This window comes from Enterobacter sp. 302C9 (assembly GCF_034106085.1).
Lineage (GTDB): Bacteria > Pseudomonadota > Gammaproteobacteria > Enterobacterales > Enterobacteriaceae > Enterobacter > Enterobacter asburiae_B.
In genome coordinates, this window is the sequence record NZ_JAWNBW010000006.1 from 1 (window position 1) to 17322 (window position 17322).

Here is a 17322-nt window from a genome sequence, read left to right on the forward strand (position 1 = left end):
AATATATTCTCTTGTTAATATATTAAGCATTGCTAAACAAGAACGAATAACAGTAGCAAAGCTCCTTAAATATGAGGGCGATCGTGTCGTCTCACCGCGGGCGATACTATCGCTTAACATGGCTGGAGACCAGTATCACAGCATGCTGAGCAAAACATTTTCACTAATACGCTCTTTTTATCTGACTTAACGTAAATCTCAGGATGCTAACGGCGAAACAAAAAACAAGCGTTGTTTGCGATGAAAAACTTCCGGGCCAATGCTATAAGTCTAAGTGCCGACCAAAATATAAAACGTGGGTATTATCATGCTAAGAAATATTAGTGTAAGGACCTTTATTATCGGGTTCCTTTTCTCTCTTTTTTTGGTAAGTGCAGGTGTCGTTGTTCTATTTTCCAGCAATACGTCTCTCTTTATTTCGCTTAATGTCATCAATTTCGTTGCGCTATTTTTGCTCTGGGTCTATATGACGAAGTATCTTGTGACGCCGATCAATACGGTGAAGAGAAGTATTGAGGAGGTGACCGCAGGTAACCTTGGCGTCTCTATCCCAGAATTTGGCAATAACTGCGCGGGCCGGCTCATCCCCGGCATTAACAGCCTTTCCGGCAATATTGCGACGCTGTTGCGTGAGATCAGGGCGTCATCGCAAACCGCCATGACCTTATCGGATCAACTTTCGGCACGTAGCGCTCAGCTATCGGTGAAAACCGAGCAGCAGTCCGCGTCTTTGGTGCAAACCGCAGCCAGCATGGAGCAAATGGCCGCGAGCACCAAAAACAATGCCGATAACACCCGCCTGGCGAGCGAGCAGGCAAATGTGGCGACGTTACAGGCGCGTAAGGGCGGCGAGCTGATGGGGCAGGTCGCCAGCAATATGCAGTCCATTACCGAATGCGCGCAGCAGATGACGGAGATTATTTCGCTCATTGACGGCATTGCGTTCCAGACAAATATCCTGGCGCTCAACGCGGCCGTGGAGGCGGCAAGGGCGGGCGATCATGGCAAGGGTTTTTCTGTCGTCGCGGAAGAGGTAAGAAACCTGGCACACCGCAGCGCGGAGGCCGCGAAGAATATCAAAACGCTGATTGAAGTCACCAGCAGTAACGTCACGCAGGGAGCCAGCGTTGTGTCACAGGCAGAGAAAAACATGCATGAAATCGTGACGGGGTCGGGAAATGTCAGCCGCTTAATGGACGACATTTCCGCGTCAACCTCAGAGCAGGAGAAAGGCATTTCTCAGATTACCCTGGCGCTATCGGAGCTGGAGCGGGTCACACAAAGTAACGTGGCAATGGCAGAGGAACTCAACGGTTCGTCTGATGTACTGCGTAATCAGGTGATTGAGCTGCAAACCCGGACGCGTAATTTCAGGCTCGATCAGTCATCCTTATCCTCATCACCTGGCGGTTCGCCATCCTTCCTCCAGCGGCCAGAGCACTCTCTCTGACAGCACCTCAAAGCCTGGCATGCCAGGCTTTTTTCATGCCTCCGCCTGGTATGTACAATTCCTGAGCGATTTCAGCGCGATGGGATACATAGTTGTTGCTTAACACCTGATGAAAGCTAGACTGACACCGAAGAGCTAAAAAGGTGGAGGCGCTGTGGAAAGCATTAAAGGATCTGAACTTAACGTTCCAGACGCAGTTTTTGCGTGGGTGCTGGATGGTCGCGGCGGTGCGCGACCGCTGGAAGATAATGATGTGATCGATAGTGCGCATCCCTGCTGGCTACATCTGAACTACACCCACCCGGACAGCGCTGACTGGCTGGCCTCGACGCCGCTATTGCCCAATAACGTGCGCGATGCGCTGGCGGGTGAAAGCCTGCGGCCCCGCGTAAGTCGAATGGGTGACGGGACGCTGATCACCCTGCGCTGCATTAACGGCAGCACGGATGAACGCCCGGATCAGCTGGTTGCGATGCGTGTCTACATGGACGACGGGCTCATTGTGTCGACCCGCCAGCGAAAAGTTCTGGCGCTGGATGACATTGTCAACGATCTGAAAGAGGGCACCGGGCCGGTCGACTGCGGCAGCTGGCTGGTGGACGTCTGCGACGCCCTTACCGATCATGCGAGTGAATTTATTGAAGAGCTGCACGACAAAATCATCGACCTGGAAGATAACCTGCTCGATCAGCAAATCCCGCCCCGCGGTTTTCTGGCCTTATTGCGTAAACAGTTGATTGTGATGCGCCGCTACATGACGCCGCAGCGCGACGTGTATGCGCGTCTTGCCAGCGAAAGGCTCGCCTGGATGAATGACGATCAGCGACGCAGAATGCAGGATATTGCCGACAGGCTGGGGCGCGGGCTGGACGAGATTGATTCCTGTATTGCCAGAACGGCGGTGATGGCGGACGAAATCGCGCAGGTGATGCAGGAGTCGCTGTCGAGAAGAACCTATACGATGTCCCTGATGGCGATGGTGTTTTTACCCAGCACGTTTCTTACCGGGCTGTTTGGCGTGAATCTGGGTGGAATTCCGGGTGGCGCCTATCGCTACGGCTTTACCGCGTTTTGCGTGATGTTAGTTGTTTTGATTGGTGGTGTTGCATGGTGGTTGCATCGTAGTAAATGGCTGTAAATTTACGCTTTTTTCAGCTTTCAACGGGATCAAAACGCTCTTTTAATTGAGCGAAGTCAATAAACATCTACCCCGTAAGGTGCAATATTACTCCCGCAGGTGAATGCAACGTCAAGCGATGGGCGTTGCGCTCCATATTGTCTTACTTCCTTTTTTGAATTACTGCATAGCACAATTGATTCGTACGACGCCGACTTCATAGTCGGCTTTTTTTTGCCTCCTGATTCTCAGCGTCTACCCTAAAAGGGACGACAGCAAATTCTGGAGGGAATGATGAGCATCCTGAACGCTCTGCTACTGCAACAATCGCGTCAATCCGATCCCGTCCCCACCGATCCGGTGCCAATGCCCGATCCCATCCCGCGTCCGCAGCCGATGCCCGACCCGCCGCCAGATCAAGAACCGATTAAATTGTCGCATCGAACCGCGAGATCTGCGAGGATACGCGCCATCTGACCGCAAAGATGACCACGAGAGACTACTGTGACCGCTTTTTCTACCCTGAATGTTCTGCCCGCCGCCCAGCTCGATAACCTCAACGAGTTGGGTTACCTCACGATGACGCCTGTTCAGGCGGCCGCGTTGCCCGCCATCCTTGAGGGCCGTGACGTGCGCGTGCAGGCGAAAACGGGCAGCGGGAAAACGGCGGCATTTGGCCTTGGCCTGTTGCAGCACATCGATGCGGCGCTTTTTCAGACCCAGTCTCTGGTGCTGTGCCCAACCCGCGAACTGGCAGACCAGGTCGCGGGTGAACTGCGTCGCCTGGCGCGTTTCCTGCCCAACACCAAGATTTTAACCCTCTGCGGCGGACAGCCGTTCGGCGCGCAGCGTGATTCACTCCAGCATGCGCCGCACATTATTGTCGCAACGCCCGGTCGCCTGCTGGATCACCTGCAAAAAGGCACCGTCTCGCTGGATGCGTTACAAACGCTGGTGATGGATGAGGCAGACAGGATGCTGGATATGGGCTTCAGCGATGCGATTGACGAGGTGATCCGTTTCGCCCCGGCCGATCGTCAGACGCTGCTGTTCTCCGCGACCTGGCCGGAGGCCATCGCCGCCATCAGCGGGCGCGTGCAGAAAAATCCGCTTACCATTGAAATCGACAGCGTAGATGCGCTGCCCGCTATCGAGCAGCAGTTCTTTGAAACCTCGCAGCAGGGGAAAATTTCGCTCCTGCAGAAATTGCTGAGCCAGCATCAGCCTGCGTCCTGCGTGGTGTTCTGTAATACCAAAAAAGACTGTCAGTCGGTCTGTGATGCCCTGAATGCCGCCGGCCAGAGCGCATTGTCGCTGCATGGCGATCTGGAGCAGCGCGATCGCGATCAGACGCTGGTCCGCTTCGCTAACGGCAGCGCCCGCGTTCTTGTCGCAACCGACGTCGCTGCGCGCGGTCTGGATATTAAATCCCTGGAGCTGGTGGTGAACTTTGAGCTGGCGTGGGATCCTGAAGTGCACGTGCACCGTATTGGTCGTACCGCGCGCGCGGGAAACAGCGGTCTGGCGATCAGCTTCTGCGCACCGGAAGAGGCGCAGCGCGCCAACATTCTCTCTGAGATGCTGCAGATTAAGCTGAACTGGATGAATGCACCGGCCAGCGCCAGCATTGTGCCGCTGGAGGCTGAAATGGCGACGCTGTGCATTGATGGCGGTAAAAAAGCCAAGATGCGTCCAGGTGACGTATTAGGGGCGCTGACCGGGGATGTGGGTCTGGACGGGGCGGATATCGGCAAGATTGCGGTCCATCCGGCGCATGTCTACGTAGCGGTTCGCCAGGCGGTTGCCCATAAGGCATGGAAGCAGCTGCAAAACGGGAAAATTAAGGGTAAAACCTGTCGCGTACGTCTGCTGAAATGAAGAATGAAGCGTCTCAGAAGGTGTTTCTGAGACGCTAATCGCTTACTTCACTTCAAGCACGTTGAGACGCAGCTCTTCAAACTGATTGTCATCTTCTTCCGGCTGCCAGCCCGCTGGCTGCATGGGAATATCTTCCCGATCAAACGCCAGGTCTCCGCCGTTCACAACTTCTGACTCGTGGTTGATGCCTTTAAAGTCGAACAGCTCCACATCCGCGAGATGGGAAGGGACAACGTTTTGCATCGCGCTGAACATGGTTTCGATACGCCCTGGATAACGCTTATCCCAGTCGCGCAGCATGTCTCCAATCACCTGACGCTGCAGGTTCGGCTGAGAGCCGCACAGGTTACATGGAATGATCGGGAAACCTTTAGCCTGAGAAAAACGCTCAATGTCTTTTTCGCGGCAGTAGGCGAGAGGGCGGATCACAATGTGCTTGCCGTCATCGCTCATCAGTTTAGGCGGCATGCCTTTCATCTTGCCGCCGTAAAACATATTGAGGAACAGCGTTTGCAGGATATCGTCGCGGTGATGGCCCAGCGCAATTTTGGTCGCGCCCAGCTCCGTCGCGGTACGATACAGAATGCCGCGGCGCAGACGAGAGCAGAGTGAGCAGGTGGTTTTCCCCTCCGGGATTTTCTCTTTCACAATGCCGTAGGTATTTTCTTCGACGATTTTATACTCAACGCCCAGCTTCTCGAGGTATTCCGGAAGAATGTGCTCCGGGAAGCCCGGCTGTTTCTGGTCAAGGTTGACCGCCACCAGGGAAAATTTCACCGGTGCGCTTTGCTGAAGATTACGCAGGATCTCCAGCATGGTATAGCTGTCTTTACCCCCTGACAGGCAGACCATGATACGGTCACCTTCTTCAATCATGTTGAAGTCTGCAATGGCTTCGCCCACGTTACGGCGCAGTCGCTTTTGCAGTTTATTCAGGTTGTATTGCTCTTTTTTGTTAATTTCTTGATTCTGTTGCATTTAGTACTACCTTCGGAGCCAGCAGGGGCAAACATTGTATGCCGCGTATGGTACGGATTCCGGCGACGAATACCAGCACGTTTTACAGCGGGGTTATATCTGGCGCTGCAACGCTGTCAGCGTGCTCTGCGATTTCAGGATCTCATATAGCATCTTACTCGTGTTAGTTTTCCATATTTGTTATATGACCGCAGGGAACTTATATGGCATAAGAGCGTTAAATGAACATCAAAAGGAATGACTTTATGTCGCTTTATGACCTCAAAACAGAAGCACTTGCCTTACCGGAGACCTGGCACTCTCATGTATTGGGCCGCATTGGAACTGCAAATCTCAAAGTTTTACGAATGGATGAACGCTCAGTGATTGAAGAGGTTCATGAGTATGACGAGGGGTTACTTGTCATTGATGGACGTCTGGAGCTGGGCGTGAGGGGTAAAAAAATCTCTGTAACGCCTGGACAGCTCTATATCGCTAAAGCTGGCGCTCCCCATACTGTAGAAACAGGCAGTTTTGGCACACTGGTTATCATAGATTTACCAGAAACGGAGGTGGCTCAACTTTAGGCCGCTTGTAGTAAAAATCATTAAAAATAACGAATTGCGATAAGGTTATTGATTGTCAGGATTGTTCGACGTGCTGATCCAAACTTTAATCAGACTCAACGTTATCAACCCCATAACAACGGCAACAGTGGTTACTACAATATAAGATGTCATAAAATAATCTTTTCTGGTAAGAGTCTTCATTTGACTCATTTCTTTTGCATTAGTTCCTGCAAAGTGCAAAATTTTAATGAAAAGAAGTGTCGAGTTTTAGTCAGTGTTATTTAAATAAAGATGAGAGGGTGTATTTGCAGGTTTTATAAAAAAATGCCTGCATTTAGCAGGCTTTAATAGTAAGGCATTTTTATTATTTTAATTCAATAGATAAAGCCTAAAAACGCTCACTGAAAATACTGGTGATTTTACTGAGGTTTTATCTTTCCTTTTATGAAGTACTGAGATTTAGCCGGAAATGCTGCTCACAAATGGATTTTTGCAGCATCAAGTATCTTCTGAGAGGTGAGTTCTGTATCAGAGGCAACATAAAGAAAGCTGCGATCTCCGGTTAAAGATGGGAAACCAGCAGACATAATCTGAAGGTGTATTTCTTCACCGTCCGGATATTCTTGTCTTACGGACGTAGTTGCTTGTTGCACTGTGACAACTTTACCAGGTTTCCCATTGAAAAAAAACGATTACATTCTTCATAAACCACCCTGTGTTTTTGAGATCTTTCCAAAACTAAAGCAAGCATTTTTTAGCTTTAACGTGTATGGTGGCAGTCCGTAAAATCAGGAGATGCCTATGTCTGGACGTAAAAATACACAATCCCGTCGAAATCATTTAGTCAAATGTCCATGCCCAAATTGCTCTAAAGATTCAGAGCATAGCTTTAATCGCGTACAAAAGGGCGCTCAACTTGTCTGCCCGTACTGCCACGCTTTGTTTAAAACCACTCAACGATTATAAATCAAAGTAGTGGAAAAAATGAGTTAGCTTTGAGTTTAGATTACTTGTGCACCAGTTCTGCACTTCATCACATTAGTTAGCGCACTCGTTAAGAAAATATGTCGGCTGTTGATATGAATAACAGTCATATAATCCAGGGCCCGTTTACTCAGAAAACCTTGTTGGTAATCACGGGCCATTGATAATGTTATCTATCCAGAAGAATGACATTTGCAGCAGCAGGTCCTTTATCGCCGCTGAGAATCGCAAATTCGACTTTCTGACCTTCAAATAGTGTATTAAAGCTTTCTCCCTGCAGGGCAGAGAAACGAACAAGAACATCTTTACTGCCATCAAGGGGGGAGATAAAGCCAAAGCCTTTATCTTCATTAAACCACTTAACCAGACCTTGAATTCGTGAAGACATAAATACTCCTTTAAAGACTCTTTAAATGATAAGAAATGACTAAAACGTATGGACTCAAAAGGAGGGGATATCAGCGATAGCGCCTGGTTATGAGGACTGCGTGGTAAAATATTGTATTCGGTATTGCATCGAACCAACTAAATCATTAAGGCATGGACTGTGCTGATAAGCAAACGTTATTTTAGCCATCCGGATGGCTTTCGTGGCGCGTTTCCGGTCACGTTGAATCTGGTATCAATTCTCAATAAAAAGTCGTCGGCTTGATGTTCGCATTTGCGAATCCGGGGCAGGAAAAAGGGTTGCGCGCATTGACCTTGTGAATATATTTTGATTAGGCTATGTATGTTCAGCACCACGCTTTTTCTTTAAATATTATCCCATTGGAAGGGTTTAACGTGTTCAAGCTTAGTTCATCTCTACTGGCCATTTTCCTGCTGTCAGGCTGTAGCTCCGATCTGGTTCTCAGCCCACCTAAACAACCCGAATACAAGTCAATGCCTGAAATAACCCAGTCTGTGACGCCAACGCAACAGCGTGCCATCATGGCCGGCGAGCGGCCAGACTGGTCAGAAAGAACCCCGATCAATACAATGAAGCGATATTAATAGACACTTATCCACCAGGGCTGCCGTTCGGCGGCCTTTTGTTTCCCCTGAACCTGGTTTACGAGAACTTTTCTGACGCCTGTCATGGTATTTATTACGTTATCAACCATGCTTAAGACGATGACAATTCAATCACTTCAGCATCGTTGAAGCGGCTACGTCACTTAAATCGAGAACCCTAAATGCGCCATGCATCTATCCCCGTAGCTGCAGCCACGACAATGTTTTTGCTCGGCGTTTTTATCATCAATTTACAGGTTTGGTATTCTGCACGGGCCGATAGCCTGGCAGAGGCGCACTACGTCGTGCGGAACATGAATGTTATTCTTAAAGAAGCTCGTCATGCGACTGAGATGGCAAAGCAACTTGCCGAGAATGAGTGTGATGCTGAAGGGCAATATCGGCTGGGCACCGAGGCGGCATTACAGCCTCACCTGAGAACGATCGTTATTCTGAAAAATGATGCGGTCTGGTGCTCCTCGTTACCGGGAAACCGCGTATTGTTGGTCAACAGCTCAGTGCTGCCTGAGTCATCATTGCTCCTCGTCCCTTCGGCCAGTACCGTCAACGGTCTTCCGGTTTTCTTATACCAGACAATTCACGCCGGAAGCCGAATCATCGTTAGCATCAGCGATAGCCATATCCGGGATGCGCTGGATATGCCATTAAATGGCGTAGAATATTCCCTGAGAGTAGGCAATACCCTTTTAGGTCTGACAGGGGATGTTACGATGGCAGACCCTACGAAGAAAGAGGTATTAATGGTAAAAGCCTCTAATTATCCTTTCTCGGTACAATTCAACTCTCCACCTCTTTTTAGTCTTAAGAGATTATTCAATCGAGCCGGAGGCGTGGTGTTATTCCTGCTGATAATATCGTCTCTCTCTGCTTATATTCTTCAACGCTATATTTCTAAGGATGTTTCACCCGAAGAATCACTGCGCATCGCCATTTACAGAAATGAAATTATTCCGTATTACCAACCCGTTGTGAGCGGCAAAGAGGGAACCTTACGGGGTGTGGAGGTGCTGGCCAGATGGAAGCATCCTCAATCAGGATTTATTTCTCCCGCATCCTTCATTCCTCTTGCTGAGAAATCCGGTTTAATTATTCCTTTGACTCAAAGCTTAATGAGGCAGGTTGCAATACACATGAATGCTATTGCGACATTGCTGCCAGAAGGCTTTCACGTAGGGATTAACTTCAGCGCTTCTCATATCGTTGCGCCCACCTTTGTTGAAGAGTGTATCCACTACAAGCGCAGCTTCACTCAACAGGATCTTAACCTCGTCGTTGAGGTGACGGAGCGTGAACCACTCGACATTGATGAACATCTCGTTAATACATTGAATGAGTTACATAGCAACGGATTTGCCATTGCGCTGGATGACTTTGGTACGGGTTATTCCGGTCTGTCCTATCTGCAGGATCTGCATATTGATTACATTAAAATCGACCAGAGCTTTGTTGCCAGGGTTAACGCGAATGAGGACTCAACCCTAATCCTTGATTCGGTACTGGAGTTGGCCAAAAAACTCTCAATTAGCATCGTGGCGGAAGGCGTTGAAACAGAAGAGCAGCTCGATTACCTCACACGCAATCATATCCGGTTTTTACAGGGTTTTTTCTTTTACAAACCTCTTCCTTTCAAGGAACTGGTCAAAGTTCTCTTGTCGAAGCCAAAAGTTAAGGTCAGGGTGGAATAATGTTTATTCGGTTGTTTCTGAGGAAATAAAAAGGGGGGACATCATCCCCCAAAAATGCAGACCATTATTGTTTTAACCACGGTAATATTTTGTTATGTATTGACCGGATGGTCAAATTAATTGTTTTCAACATTCTCTTTGGGATTCTTAAGCAAATGGGTGATTTGGAATATTAGCTGCCTAACGTTTAATTTGACTTTAATCAAAATTGTCGCATCCTCTTAAGATTGATGGATGCAATGATTATTGTTTTGTTAAAACAATGCGCTTACGCTGTGTTTTCGACGTAAGTTGCTTCAGGTTAATTTTTTAAGAAAAAAATGCTAGCGGCCATAGCATAATGAAGTAATGCTTACTTATTACCGCAGTTTAAATATTAACTAGTAAAGGCCGGGGCGCAGTTTGCATTTAGAATAGCTGTCTCATTCTGAGATTTTCGTCAGTTAGCGTATAATGCGTCATCCAAAACCGCTAAACACTCCGTGACTCGTGCTATGACCCTTAATCGCTTTTGTTATTTACTCCTGATTATCGCTGCGATCGGCAGCCTTCTTACTACCCATCCTCTGGTCACGTGGTTTCTGGCGATCAACGTGATGACGTTGGTCATGTATGGCGCCGATAAAATGGCGGCGCGAAAGGGGATGCGCAGGGTTCCGGAAGCGACGTTGCTGATATTTGGCGTGACAGGTGGCTGGCCTGGCGCCATTGTGGGCCAACAACTCTTTCGCCATAAAACCCAAAAGCAGCCCTTCAAAAGCTACTTTTTCATCAGCGTCGTCGTCAGCATCGCCATGATGGCGGCCGTTTACCATTTTTCTTCTTATTCTCTTTTATGAGCGTTGGCTGGGACTGCTGACGGTAAGGCATATCTTTAATTTATTCCTCCGTCATTGCCAATAGTAGTAGGACTATTCTTAAGTGGTTGCTGTTTTTTGCACAATCTGAATAATACGTGCAACAACACGGACGACAACATCCCATGAAAATAGAATCTCTTATCCTGGCAGTGCTGGTGCTCTTTTCTGCGCCTTCCTGGTCTGCTTTTCAGGAGCGGGAATATAATACCTGGTATATAAAAAATGCGGTCCTTTATGATATGACGCAGACATCGGAAGGTTTCCCTGTCATGGTGAGCGTCTCCCAGCCCGGGAGAAAATCCGCTAATTTACTGGTTTCATATATTACTGAAGGCCGTTGCGGTGAGAATAACCTGCCGCTAAATGTGAATGGCAAAGTACTGCCCGCCAAATATTATTGCGTTCAGGTAGGACAGAACAGAATTGAACATTTTTCAGTGGTTGATGCGGACAGCGTCAATGGCATGGTGACGCATTTAAAATCCGATTTCACGATCCTCCTGCAAAACGATATCAAGATTTGGGCTGCAAACATCAAAACGCCAAAATACGGTTTGACGCCGCGTTTTTAAAAATCCTGCTAAGCTTGTTGGTTGGATCAGGAGCGTAAGCATGATGAACAAAGATGAACAAACCGGATTAGTGGGGCTGGCGATCGGGGCCGCCGTTATTGGGCTGGTTTCAGCGCAAAAACCGATCCACCGCAACAGTATTGTCGATGAACTGGTCAGGCTCGGCAGGCAAAAAGGCGATGGCGTAGAAGATGAGGTTTTCGTGAAAGCCGCCGAGCTGGTGAGAAAAGGGGTATAGCCCATGGCTGAAAGACGTAATGCGAAGTGCCATTGCGGCGCGGTAGCGTTCACCGTTGAGCTCACTGATGGTCTGAATACCGCGCGGCGCTGCAGCTGTTCCTTTTGTCGCATGCGGGGCGCGGTCGTCGTCTCTGCGCCGCTGTCAGGCATTAAGGTAACCAAAGGTGAAGATAAGCTCACCGAGTACCGCTTTAACACGGGAACGGCACGGCATTTCTTCTGCTCGGTATGCGGGATCTACACGTTCCATCAGCGGCGTTCTAACCCAAACGAATATGGCGTTAATGTCGCCTGTTTTGAAAACGTTTCACCTTTTGATTTTCCAGAGGTGAAGGTGATGGACGGCGTTAACCATCCCATGGATGGGGATAGTGGGGTATTAGGTTATCTCTCTTTTCGCGAGAAAGGGGAAGATCAGGCATGATTGCCGCCTGGCCACTCTTTTACTCCTCCGGCTATAGTAGGCAGTGGGTAACTGAAACAGGAGAAACTATGCTCTGTGTTGAAAAAGACGATCCGCGTGAGGCCCCTGAATCAGGTGATAAAAAGCCTCAACCTGTGAAAAAATAACGCGACTTACGCGTTTACCCGCCACCGGCAACGCTGGTGGCTTTTTATTTCCAGGGACAATAGTTAACTGCCATCCAGATGGTTTAATAGCGCGCCGAGATGCCCGACGATATCACCAAAATCAAAAATTAACGCCATCCACAGCAATGCTAAAAGGGTAAGTAAGGCAAGGGATACACGACCAAACAACGCTGTTATCCTTAGTGACGAAAGGGCTATCACCGCAGTTTAACCAGCTTACTTTCAACTTTCCCTCAACCAACCCCTTTCTTAAACTGTCTTATGTGACGGACTTCAAAAAACAAGCGAGCCCGCATGATTATGCGGGCTCTGACAATCAGAACTGGTAAACCAGACCTAACGCTACAACATCATCGGTGCTGATGCCGTTGTCTTTGTAGAAGTTGTCGTCTTCATCCAGCAGGTTGATTTTGTAATCAACGTAGGTGGACATGTTTTTGTTGAAGTAATAGGTGACCCCTACGTCAGCGTATTTAACCAGATCTTGGTCGCCCTGGCCGTTGCCCAGATCCTTACCTTTCGACTGCAGGTAGGAAACGGACGGACGCAGGCCGAAGTCGAACTGGTACTGCGCGGTCACTTCGAAGTTCTGGGTTTTGTTCGCCACGGCGTCGGTATTATCACCATAAGGGGTCATATTGCGGGTCTCAGAATACATCGCCGCCAGGTAGATGTTATTGGCGTCATACTTCAGGCCCGCCGTCCATGCATCCGCCTTGTCTCCACCTGCTGTGGTATTCATGACCTGCTCGTTGGTGCGGTCAGAAGAGGTATACGCGGCACCCGCAGTAATCCCCATGCCGAAGTCATAGGTTGTGGAGATACCGAAGCCGTCACCGTTCTCGTGACGCGTGTCGCGACCGTTGTTGGTACCTTCCTGGTTGTTGCTGGCGTCTTCATTTTTGCCCTGATACTGCAGCGCAAAGTTCAGGCCCTGCACCAGACCGTAGAAGTCGGTGTTACGGTAGGTTGCCACGCCGTTTGCGCGGCCGGTCATGAAGTTGTCGGCTTTGGTGTAGGAGTCGCCACCGAACTCAGGCAGCATATCGGTCCAGCCTTCCACGTCGTACAGGACACCGTAGTTACGACCGTAATCGAAGGAGCCGTAGTCACCCACTTTTACACCGGCGAAGGCCAGACGCGTCCAGGACTGATTATCAGACCCTTCCGTGTTATTGGCCTGAATGTTGTATTCCCACTGCGCATAGCCGGTCATCGTGTTGTTGATCTGCGTTTCACCCTTGAAACCCAGACGCATATAGGTTTGATCGCCGTCAGCACCTTTGTTATCGGAAAAGTAGTGCAGACCATCTACTTTTCCGTACAGATCTAATTTGTTACCGTCTTTATTATAAATTTCTGCTGCTTGAGCAGAACCAGCTATTAACAGAGCCGGAATCATCAGAGCCAGTACTTTTCTTTGCATTGTGATATTCCTTTGCAGTTGTTTTTATTTAATTACCTGTTGAACTTTCAGAATGAGAAAGTTGTCTCATGCTAAATCACTCCCGTGTAAGAGTAATAAAATATAATTGTTACGAACTAAGTAAAATCTAAACCGAATAAATCGGCGGAAATGATCATCGGTTTGATGAATGATTTAAAAGTAAGTATATTAAATTGAAATTATTAATCAGGCGTTAATTAAGGTAATCTGGCCGGCGTTATATGCCTGTAAGATGATTCATCCATAATTAACATGAATGCTATTAAGGAAACTAAATAGATATTCAATGATTATCTGGATTCGCCCGGTGTGAATACGCCGGGCTTTTTTTATGGCAAAAAAATGCCCGGATAAGCCGGGCAGGGGAACTAGTCGCTGGTTGGTTTTTCGGCTTTACCCGCCATCTGCGCCAGGAAGTCATAGCGTTTTTGCAGGTCAGCAGCGGCATCTTTCCAGAGCTGTTCGGCCACTTCCGGCTGCTGGGCGTTAAGGCGACGGAATCGCTGTTCCTGCATTAACGTCTCGGCCAGGGCATCCGACGGCGGACGCGAATCCAGCGCCAGCGGTAATTTACCCTCGTCTGCACGACGCGGGTCGAACCGGTACAGCGGCCAGAAGCCGGTCGCGGTCAGCTGGCGCATCTGGTCGTGGCTGAGGGCCAGATCGTAGCCATGCTCTTCGCAAGGGCTGTAGGCAATGATCAGCGACGGGCCAGGATACGCTTCCGCTTCCTGAATCGCTTTCACCGTCTGGTTAAGCTGGGCACCCAGCGAGATTTGCGCGACGTAAACGTGACCGTACATCATCATGCTCACGCCGAGATCTTTGCGCGCCTTGCGTTTACCGTGTTCGCCGAATTTCGTTACCGCGCCTAACGGCGTCGCTTTCGACGCCTGGCCGCCGGTATTGGAATAACACTGCGTATCCAGAACCAGGATGTTGACGTTTTCGGTCAGGCTCAACACGTGATCCAGCCCGCCAAAGCCGATATCGTAAGCCCAGCCGTCACCGCCAATCAGCCAGATTGATTTTTCGACCAGAGCGTCAGCGTCGGTCAGCAGCTGTTCAGCCCCCGCAACGCCCTGCAGCGCGCGGCGCAGCTCAGCAACCTGCTCACGACGTTCTTCTGGCGTCGCGTCCGCATGAAGCGCGTCATTGAGCTGAGCGGGGATCTGCCCGGCAAACTGCTCCAGCAGGCGCATCACGCGCGCGCGGTGCTGGTCGACGGTCAGGCGGAAGCCCAGGCCGAATTCGGCGTTGTCCTCGAATAGCGAGTTTGCCCACGCCGGACCGCGCCCATTCGCGTCGGTGGTGTACGGCGTAGAAGGCAAATTGCCCCCGTAGATGGATGAACAGCCGGTTGCGTTGGCAATCAGCATCCGGTCACCGTACAGCTGGGTAAGCAGCTTGATATACGGCGTTTCACCGCAGCCGGAGCAGGCCCCGGAGTACTCAAACAGCGGCGTAATCAGCTGTGACGTACGAATATCAATACGTTCCAGTTTGCTGCGATCGATTTCCGACAGATTCAGGAAGAAGTCATAATTGACCTTCTCCTCTTCGACGTGCTCCAGACGCGACATCATATTGATGGCTTTGATCTCCGGATCCTGCCTGTCTTTCGCCGGACAGACCTCGACGCACAGGTTACAGCCGGTGCAATCTTCCGGCGCGACCTGCAGAACGTACTTCTGTCCGCGCATATCGCGAGATTTCACATCCAGCGAATGCAGGCTGGCAGGCGCGGCTTCCATCTCTTCCGGTGAAACCACTTTGGCACGAATAGCAGAGTGCGGGCAGGCCGCAACGCAGTGGTTGCACTGGGTACACAGCTCTTCTTTCCAGATGGGGATCGCTTCGGCAATGTTACGTTTTTCCCAGCGCGTGGTGCCCATCGGCCAGGTGCCATCCGGCGGTAGCGCGGAGACGGGAAGGGCATCGCCCAGGCCGGCCAGCATCGCCGCCGTCACGGTCTTCACGAAATCGGGCGCCGCATCGGACACCACCGGAGGGCGGTTCGGGCTTGCGGCATTCACCGGCTGCAGCGGTACCTCAAACAGCGATTCGCGTGCCAGCGCCAGCGCCTGCCAGTTTCGTTCGACCAGCTCCTGGCCCTTGCTGCTGTAGCTTTTGGCAATCGCACCCTGCAGTTCCACCAGCGCGCTGTCGCCCGGGAGAATATTGGTCAGATGGAAGAAGGCCATCTGCATAACGGTATTAATACGCGCAGCCAGGCCACATTCGCGGGCAATTTTTGCGGCGTTGACCACATAGAAACGGGCTTTTTTCTGGTTCAGCACCGCCTGAACTTCCTGCGGCAGGCGCCCCCAGACTTCGTCCGCGCTGTACGGCGTATTGAGGAGGAAAATACCGCCGGGCTTCAGGCGCTCGGCCATCTGGTATTTATCGATAAACTGCAGCTGGTGGCAGCCAACAAAATCGGCCTGAGAGATAAGATACGCGGAGCGGATGGGCTGTTCGCTCACGCGCAGGTGGGAAACGGTCAGGCCGCCTGCTTTTTTGGAGTCGTAGACGAAGTACCCCTGGGCGTACCACGGCGTTGAGTTGCCGATAATTTTGATGTTGTTTTTGGTCGCGGAGACGCTGCCGTCGCTGCCCAGACCATAGAACAGCGCCTCAAGTTTGGCGGTCGAGGGCAGGGTGTTTTCCGGCAACGACAGGGAAAGATTCGTCACATCATCATAAATGCCGACGGTAAAGCGCGGCTTAGGTTTTGCCTCGCTTAACTCGTTGAATACCGCCAGCACGCAGTCCGGCCCAAACTCCTTGGAGGACAAGCCATAGCGACCCCCAATCACGCGCGGCAGCGTTTCACGTTCGCCCTGATTAAAGGCTTCTGCCAGGGCGGTCATCACATCCAGATAGAGGGGTTCCGCCTGCGCGCCCGGCTCTTTGGTACGGTCGAGCACCGCCACAGCGCGGGCGCTTTCAGGCAGAGCCGAAAGCAGATGTTTAGCCGAGAACGGACGATAGAGACGCACCTTAAGCACGCCGACCTTTTCGCCGCGCGTCAGCAGCTCGTCAACCACCTCTTCACAGGTCCCAATGGCTGACCCCATCAGCACGATCACCCGTTCCGCCTGCGGATGGCCGTAGTACTCAAAGGGTTTGTACTCACGGCCGGTCGCGGCGGCAAAGTCATTCATTGCCTGTTCAACATGGTCGTAAACCGCGTTGTACCAGGGGTTCGTGGCCTCGCGGGACTGGAAATAGGTATCCGGGTTCGCCGATGTCCCGCGAATAACCGGGTGTTCAGGATTAAGTGCCCGTCCGCGATGCGCGTCGATTTCCGCCTGCGGCAGCAGATTGAGGATAGTATCGTCAGCCAGCGGGACGATTTTGTTGATTTCGTGAGAGGTGCGGAAACCATCAAAGAAGTGAATAAACGGCACGCGGCTTTTAAGCGTGGCGATATGCGAAATTAAGGCAAAGTCCTGCGCTTCCTGAACGCTGCTGGCGCATAGCATCGCGCAGCCGGTCTGGCGCACGGCCATCACGTCGGAGTGGTCGCCAAAGATAGAGAGCGCGTGGGTGGCAACGGTACGCGCGGCAACGTGCAGAACGAAGGGGGTCAGCTGACCGGCGAGTTTGTAAAGCGTAGGGATCATTAATAGCAATCCCTGAGAAGAGGTAAACGACGTGGAAAGCGCGCCGGTCTGAAGCGCGCCGTGAACCGTGGCAATCGCACCGGCTTCAGACTGCATCTCAACCACTCTCGGGACATCGCCCCAGACGTTTTTTAACCCGTTACCCGCCCATGCGTCCGCCTGCTCGGCCATGGTAGAACTTGGCGTAATCGGGTAGATGGCGATAACTTCACTGGTGCGAAACGCGACTGAGGCAACTGCACCATTACCGTCAATAGTTTGCATAGGACAACACCCTTACATTGCGCAAAAAAATAGGGGTCTGTATTACGGCAACAAACCCTGAATAT

19 protein-coding genes and 2 pseudogenes are annotated in these 17322 nt (G+C 50.7%); 13 read left to right on the forward strand and 8 right to left on the reverse strand.

Going from position 1 to position 17322, the window contains the following annotated elements; all coding sequences use genetic code 11:
• The 5 genes from UR289_RS13120 to dbpA form a co-directional block, all read left to right on the forward strand.
• On the forward strand, positions 1 to 190 hold a 190-nt coding region (locus UR289_RS13120; protein WP_320710379.1), incomplete at its 5' end, for a hypothetical protein.
• Between the two features lie 117 nt (positions 191 to 307).
• Entirely contained in the window at positions 308 to 1450 is a 1143-nt protein-coding gene (locus UR289_RS13125; RefSeq protein WP_320710380.1) for a methyl-accepting chemotaxis protein, read from the forward strand.
• Positions 1451 to 1604: 154 nt separating this feature from the next.
• Entirely contained in the window at positions 1605 to 2588 is a 984-nt protein-coding gene (gene zntB / locus UR289_RS13130) for a zinc transporter ZntB (protein ID WP_033145705.1), read from the forward strand.
• A 282-nt stretch (positions 2589 to 2870) separates the two neighbouring features.
• Positions 2871 to 3044, forward strand: coding sequence for a hypothetical protein (locus tag UR289_RS13135; RefSeq protein WP_305089335.1), 174 nt, complete (start codon positions 2871 to 2873; stop codon positions 3042 to 3044).
• A 27-nt stretch (positions 3045 to 3071) separates the two neighbouring features.
• Complete coding sequence (gene dbpA / locus UR289_RS13140; protein WP_033145704.1) at positions 3072 to 4445, forward strand: ATP-dependent RNA helicase DbpA; 1374 nt, start codon at positions 3072 to 3074, stop codon at positions 4443 to 4445.
• A 42-nt stretch (positions 4446 to 4487) separates the two neighbouring features.
• Here dbpA and ttcA read toward each other — a convergent pair whose 3' ends face one another.
• Together ttcA and UR289_RS13150 are read right to left on the reverse strand one after the other, a co-directional pair.
• Positions 4488 to 5423, reverse strand: coding sequence for a tRNA 2-thiocytidine(32) synthetase TtcA (ttcA, locus tag UR289_RS13145; RefSeq protein WP_033145703.1), 936 nt, complete (start codon positions 5421 to 5423; stop codon positions 4488 to 4490).
• A 35-nt stretch (positions 5424 to 5458) separates the two neighbouring features.
• Positions 5459 to 5527, reverse strand: a pseudogene (locus tag UR289_RS13150) (hypothetical protein); the annotation flags it as partial.
• 141 nt (positions 5528 to 5668) lie between these two features.
• Here UR289_RS13150 and UR289_RS13155 point away from each other — a divergent pair.
• The gene (locus UR289_RS13155; protein ID WP_320710384.1) at positions 5669 to 5989 is read left to right on the forward strand and encodes a cupin domain-containing protein; all 321 of its coding nucleotides are present in this window, start codon (positions 5669 to 5671) and stop codon (positions 5987 to 5989) included.
• 45 nt (positions 5990 to 6034) lie between these two features.
• Here the strand turns inward: UR289_RS13155 and UR289_RS21885 are convergent, their stop codons facing one another.
• A complete protein-coding gene (locus UR289_RS21885) occupies positions 6035 to 6181 on the reverse strand; it encodes a YnaM/YnfT family protein (protein ID WP_350223650.1) in 147 nt (48 codons plus the stop codon).
• Between the two features lie 266 nt (positions 6182 to 6447).
• Positions 6448 to 6676 (reverse strand): annotated as a pseudogene (locus tag UR289_RS13160) (hypothetical protein).
• 96 nt (positions 6677 to 6772) lie between these two features.
• On the opposite strand from UR289_RS13160, the gene UR289_RS13165 reads away from it, so the two are divergent.
• Positions 6773 to 6937 (forward strand): YnfU family zinc-binding protein, encoded by a 165-nt coding sequence (locus UR289_RS13165; RefSeq protein WP_216786936.1) that lies wholly within the window; start codon positions 6773 to 6775, stop codon positions 6935 to 6937.
• Between the two features lie 187 nt (positions 6938 to 7124).
• Here UR289_RS13165 and UR289_RS13170 read toward each other — a convergent pair whose 3' ends face one another.
• Positions 7125 to 7343, reverse strand: coding sequence for a cold shock domain-containing protein (locus UR289_RS13170; RefSeq protein ID WP_032656808.1), 219 nt, complete (start codon positions 7341 to 7343; stop codon positions 7125 to 7127).
• 787 nt (positions 7344 to 8130) lie between these two features.
• Here UR289_RS13170 and UR289_RS13175 point away from each other — a divergent pair.
• From UR289_RS13175 to UR289_RS13200, 6 genes are all read left to right on the forward strand, one after another.
• Positions 8131 to 9654, forward strand: a complete 1524-nt coding sequence (locus tag UR289_RS13175) for an EAL domain-containing protein (RefSeq protein ID WP_320710388.1) — start codon at positions 8131 to 8133, stop codon at positions 9652 to 9654.
• Between the two features lie 494 nt (positions 9655 to 10148).
• Positions 10149 to 10493, forward strand: coding sequence for a DUF1294 domain-containing protein (locus tag UR289_RS13180; RefSeq protein ID WP_320710391.1), 345 nt, complete (start codon positions 10149 to 10151; stop codon positions 10491 to 10493).
• A gap of 143 nt (positions 10494 to 10636) precedes the next feature.
• Positions 10637 to 11086: a hypothetical protein gene (locus UR289_RS13185; RefSeq protein WP_063439760.1), complete on the forward strand. Its 450-nt coding sequence runs from the start codon at positions 10637 to 10639 to the stop codon at positions 11084 to 11086.
• A 40-nt stretch (positions 11087 to 11126) separates the two neighbouring features.
• Positions 11127 to 11324, forward strand: a complete 198-nt coding sequence (locus UR289_RS13190) for a hypothetical protein (protein WP_023616678.1) — start codon at positions 11127 to 11129, stop codon at positions 11322 to 11324.
• Positions 11325 to 11327: 3 nt separating this feature from the next.
• Positions 11328 to 11750: a GFA family protein gene (locus UR289_RS13195; protein ID WP_045888983.1), complete on the forward strand. Its 423-nt coding sequence runs from the start codon at positions 11328 to 11330 to the stop codon at positions 11748 to 11750.
• A 68-nt stretch (positions 11751 to 11818) separates the two neighbouring features.
• Positions 11819 to 11896, forward strand: coding sequence for a hypothetical protein (locus UR289_RS13200; RefSeq protein WP_223239581.1), 78 nt, complete (start codon positions 11819 to 11821; stop codon positions 11894 to 11896).
• Positions 11897 to 11959: 63 nt separating this feature from the next.
• Here the strand turns inward: UR289_RS13200 and UR289_RS13205 are convergent, their stop codons facing one another.
• The 3 genes from UR289_RS13205 to nifJ form a co-directional block, all read right to left on the reverse strand.
• The gene (locus UR289_RS13205) at positions 11960 to 12085 is read right to left on the reverse strand and encodes a hypothetical protein (protein ID WP_255519867.1); all 126 of its coding nucleotides are present in this window, start codon (positions 12083 to 12085) and stop codon (positions 11960 to 11962) included.
• Positions 12086 to 12233: 148 nt separating this feature from the next.
• The gene (ompC, locus tag UR289_RS13210) at positions 12234 to 13343 is read right to left on the reverse strand and encodes a porin OmpC (RefSeq protein WP_196354305.1); all 1110 of its coding nucleotides are present in this window, start codon (positions 13341 to 13343) and stop codon (positions 12234 to 12236) included.
• Between the two features lie 389 nt (positions 13344 to 13732).
• Positions 13733 to 17257 carry a pyruvate:ferredoxin (flavodoxin) oxidoreductase gene (gene nifJ, locus UR289_RS13215; RefSeq protein WP_320710401.1) on the reverse strand — a complete coding sequence of 1175 codons (3525 nt, stop codon included), beginning with the start codon at positions 17255 to 17257 and terminating at the stop codon, positions 13733 to 13735.
• Positions 17258 to 17322 lie beyond the last annotated feature (65 nt).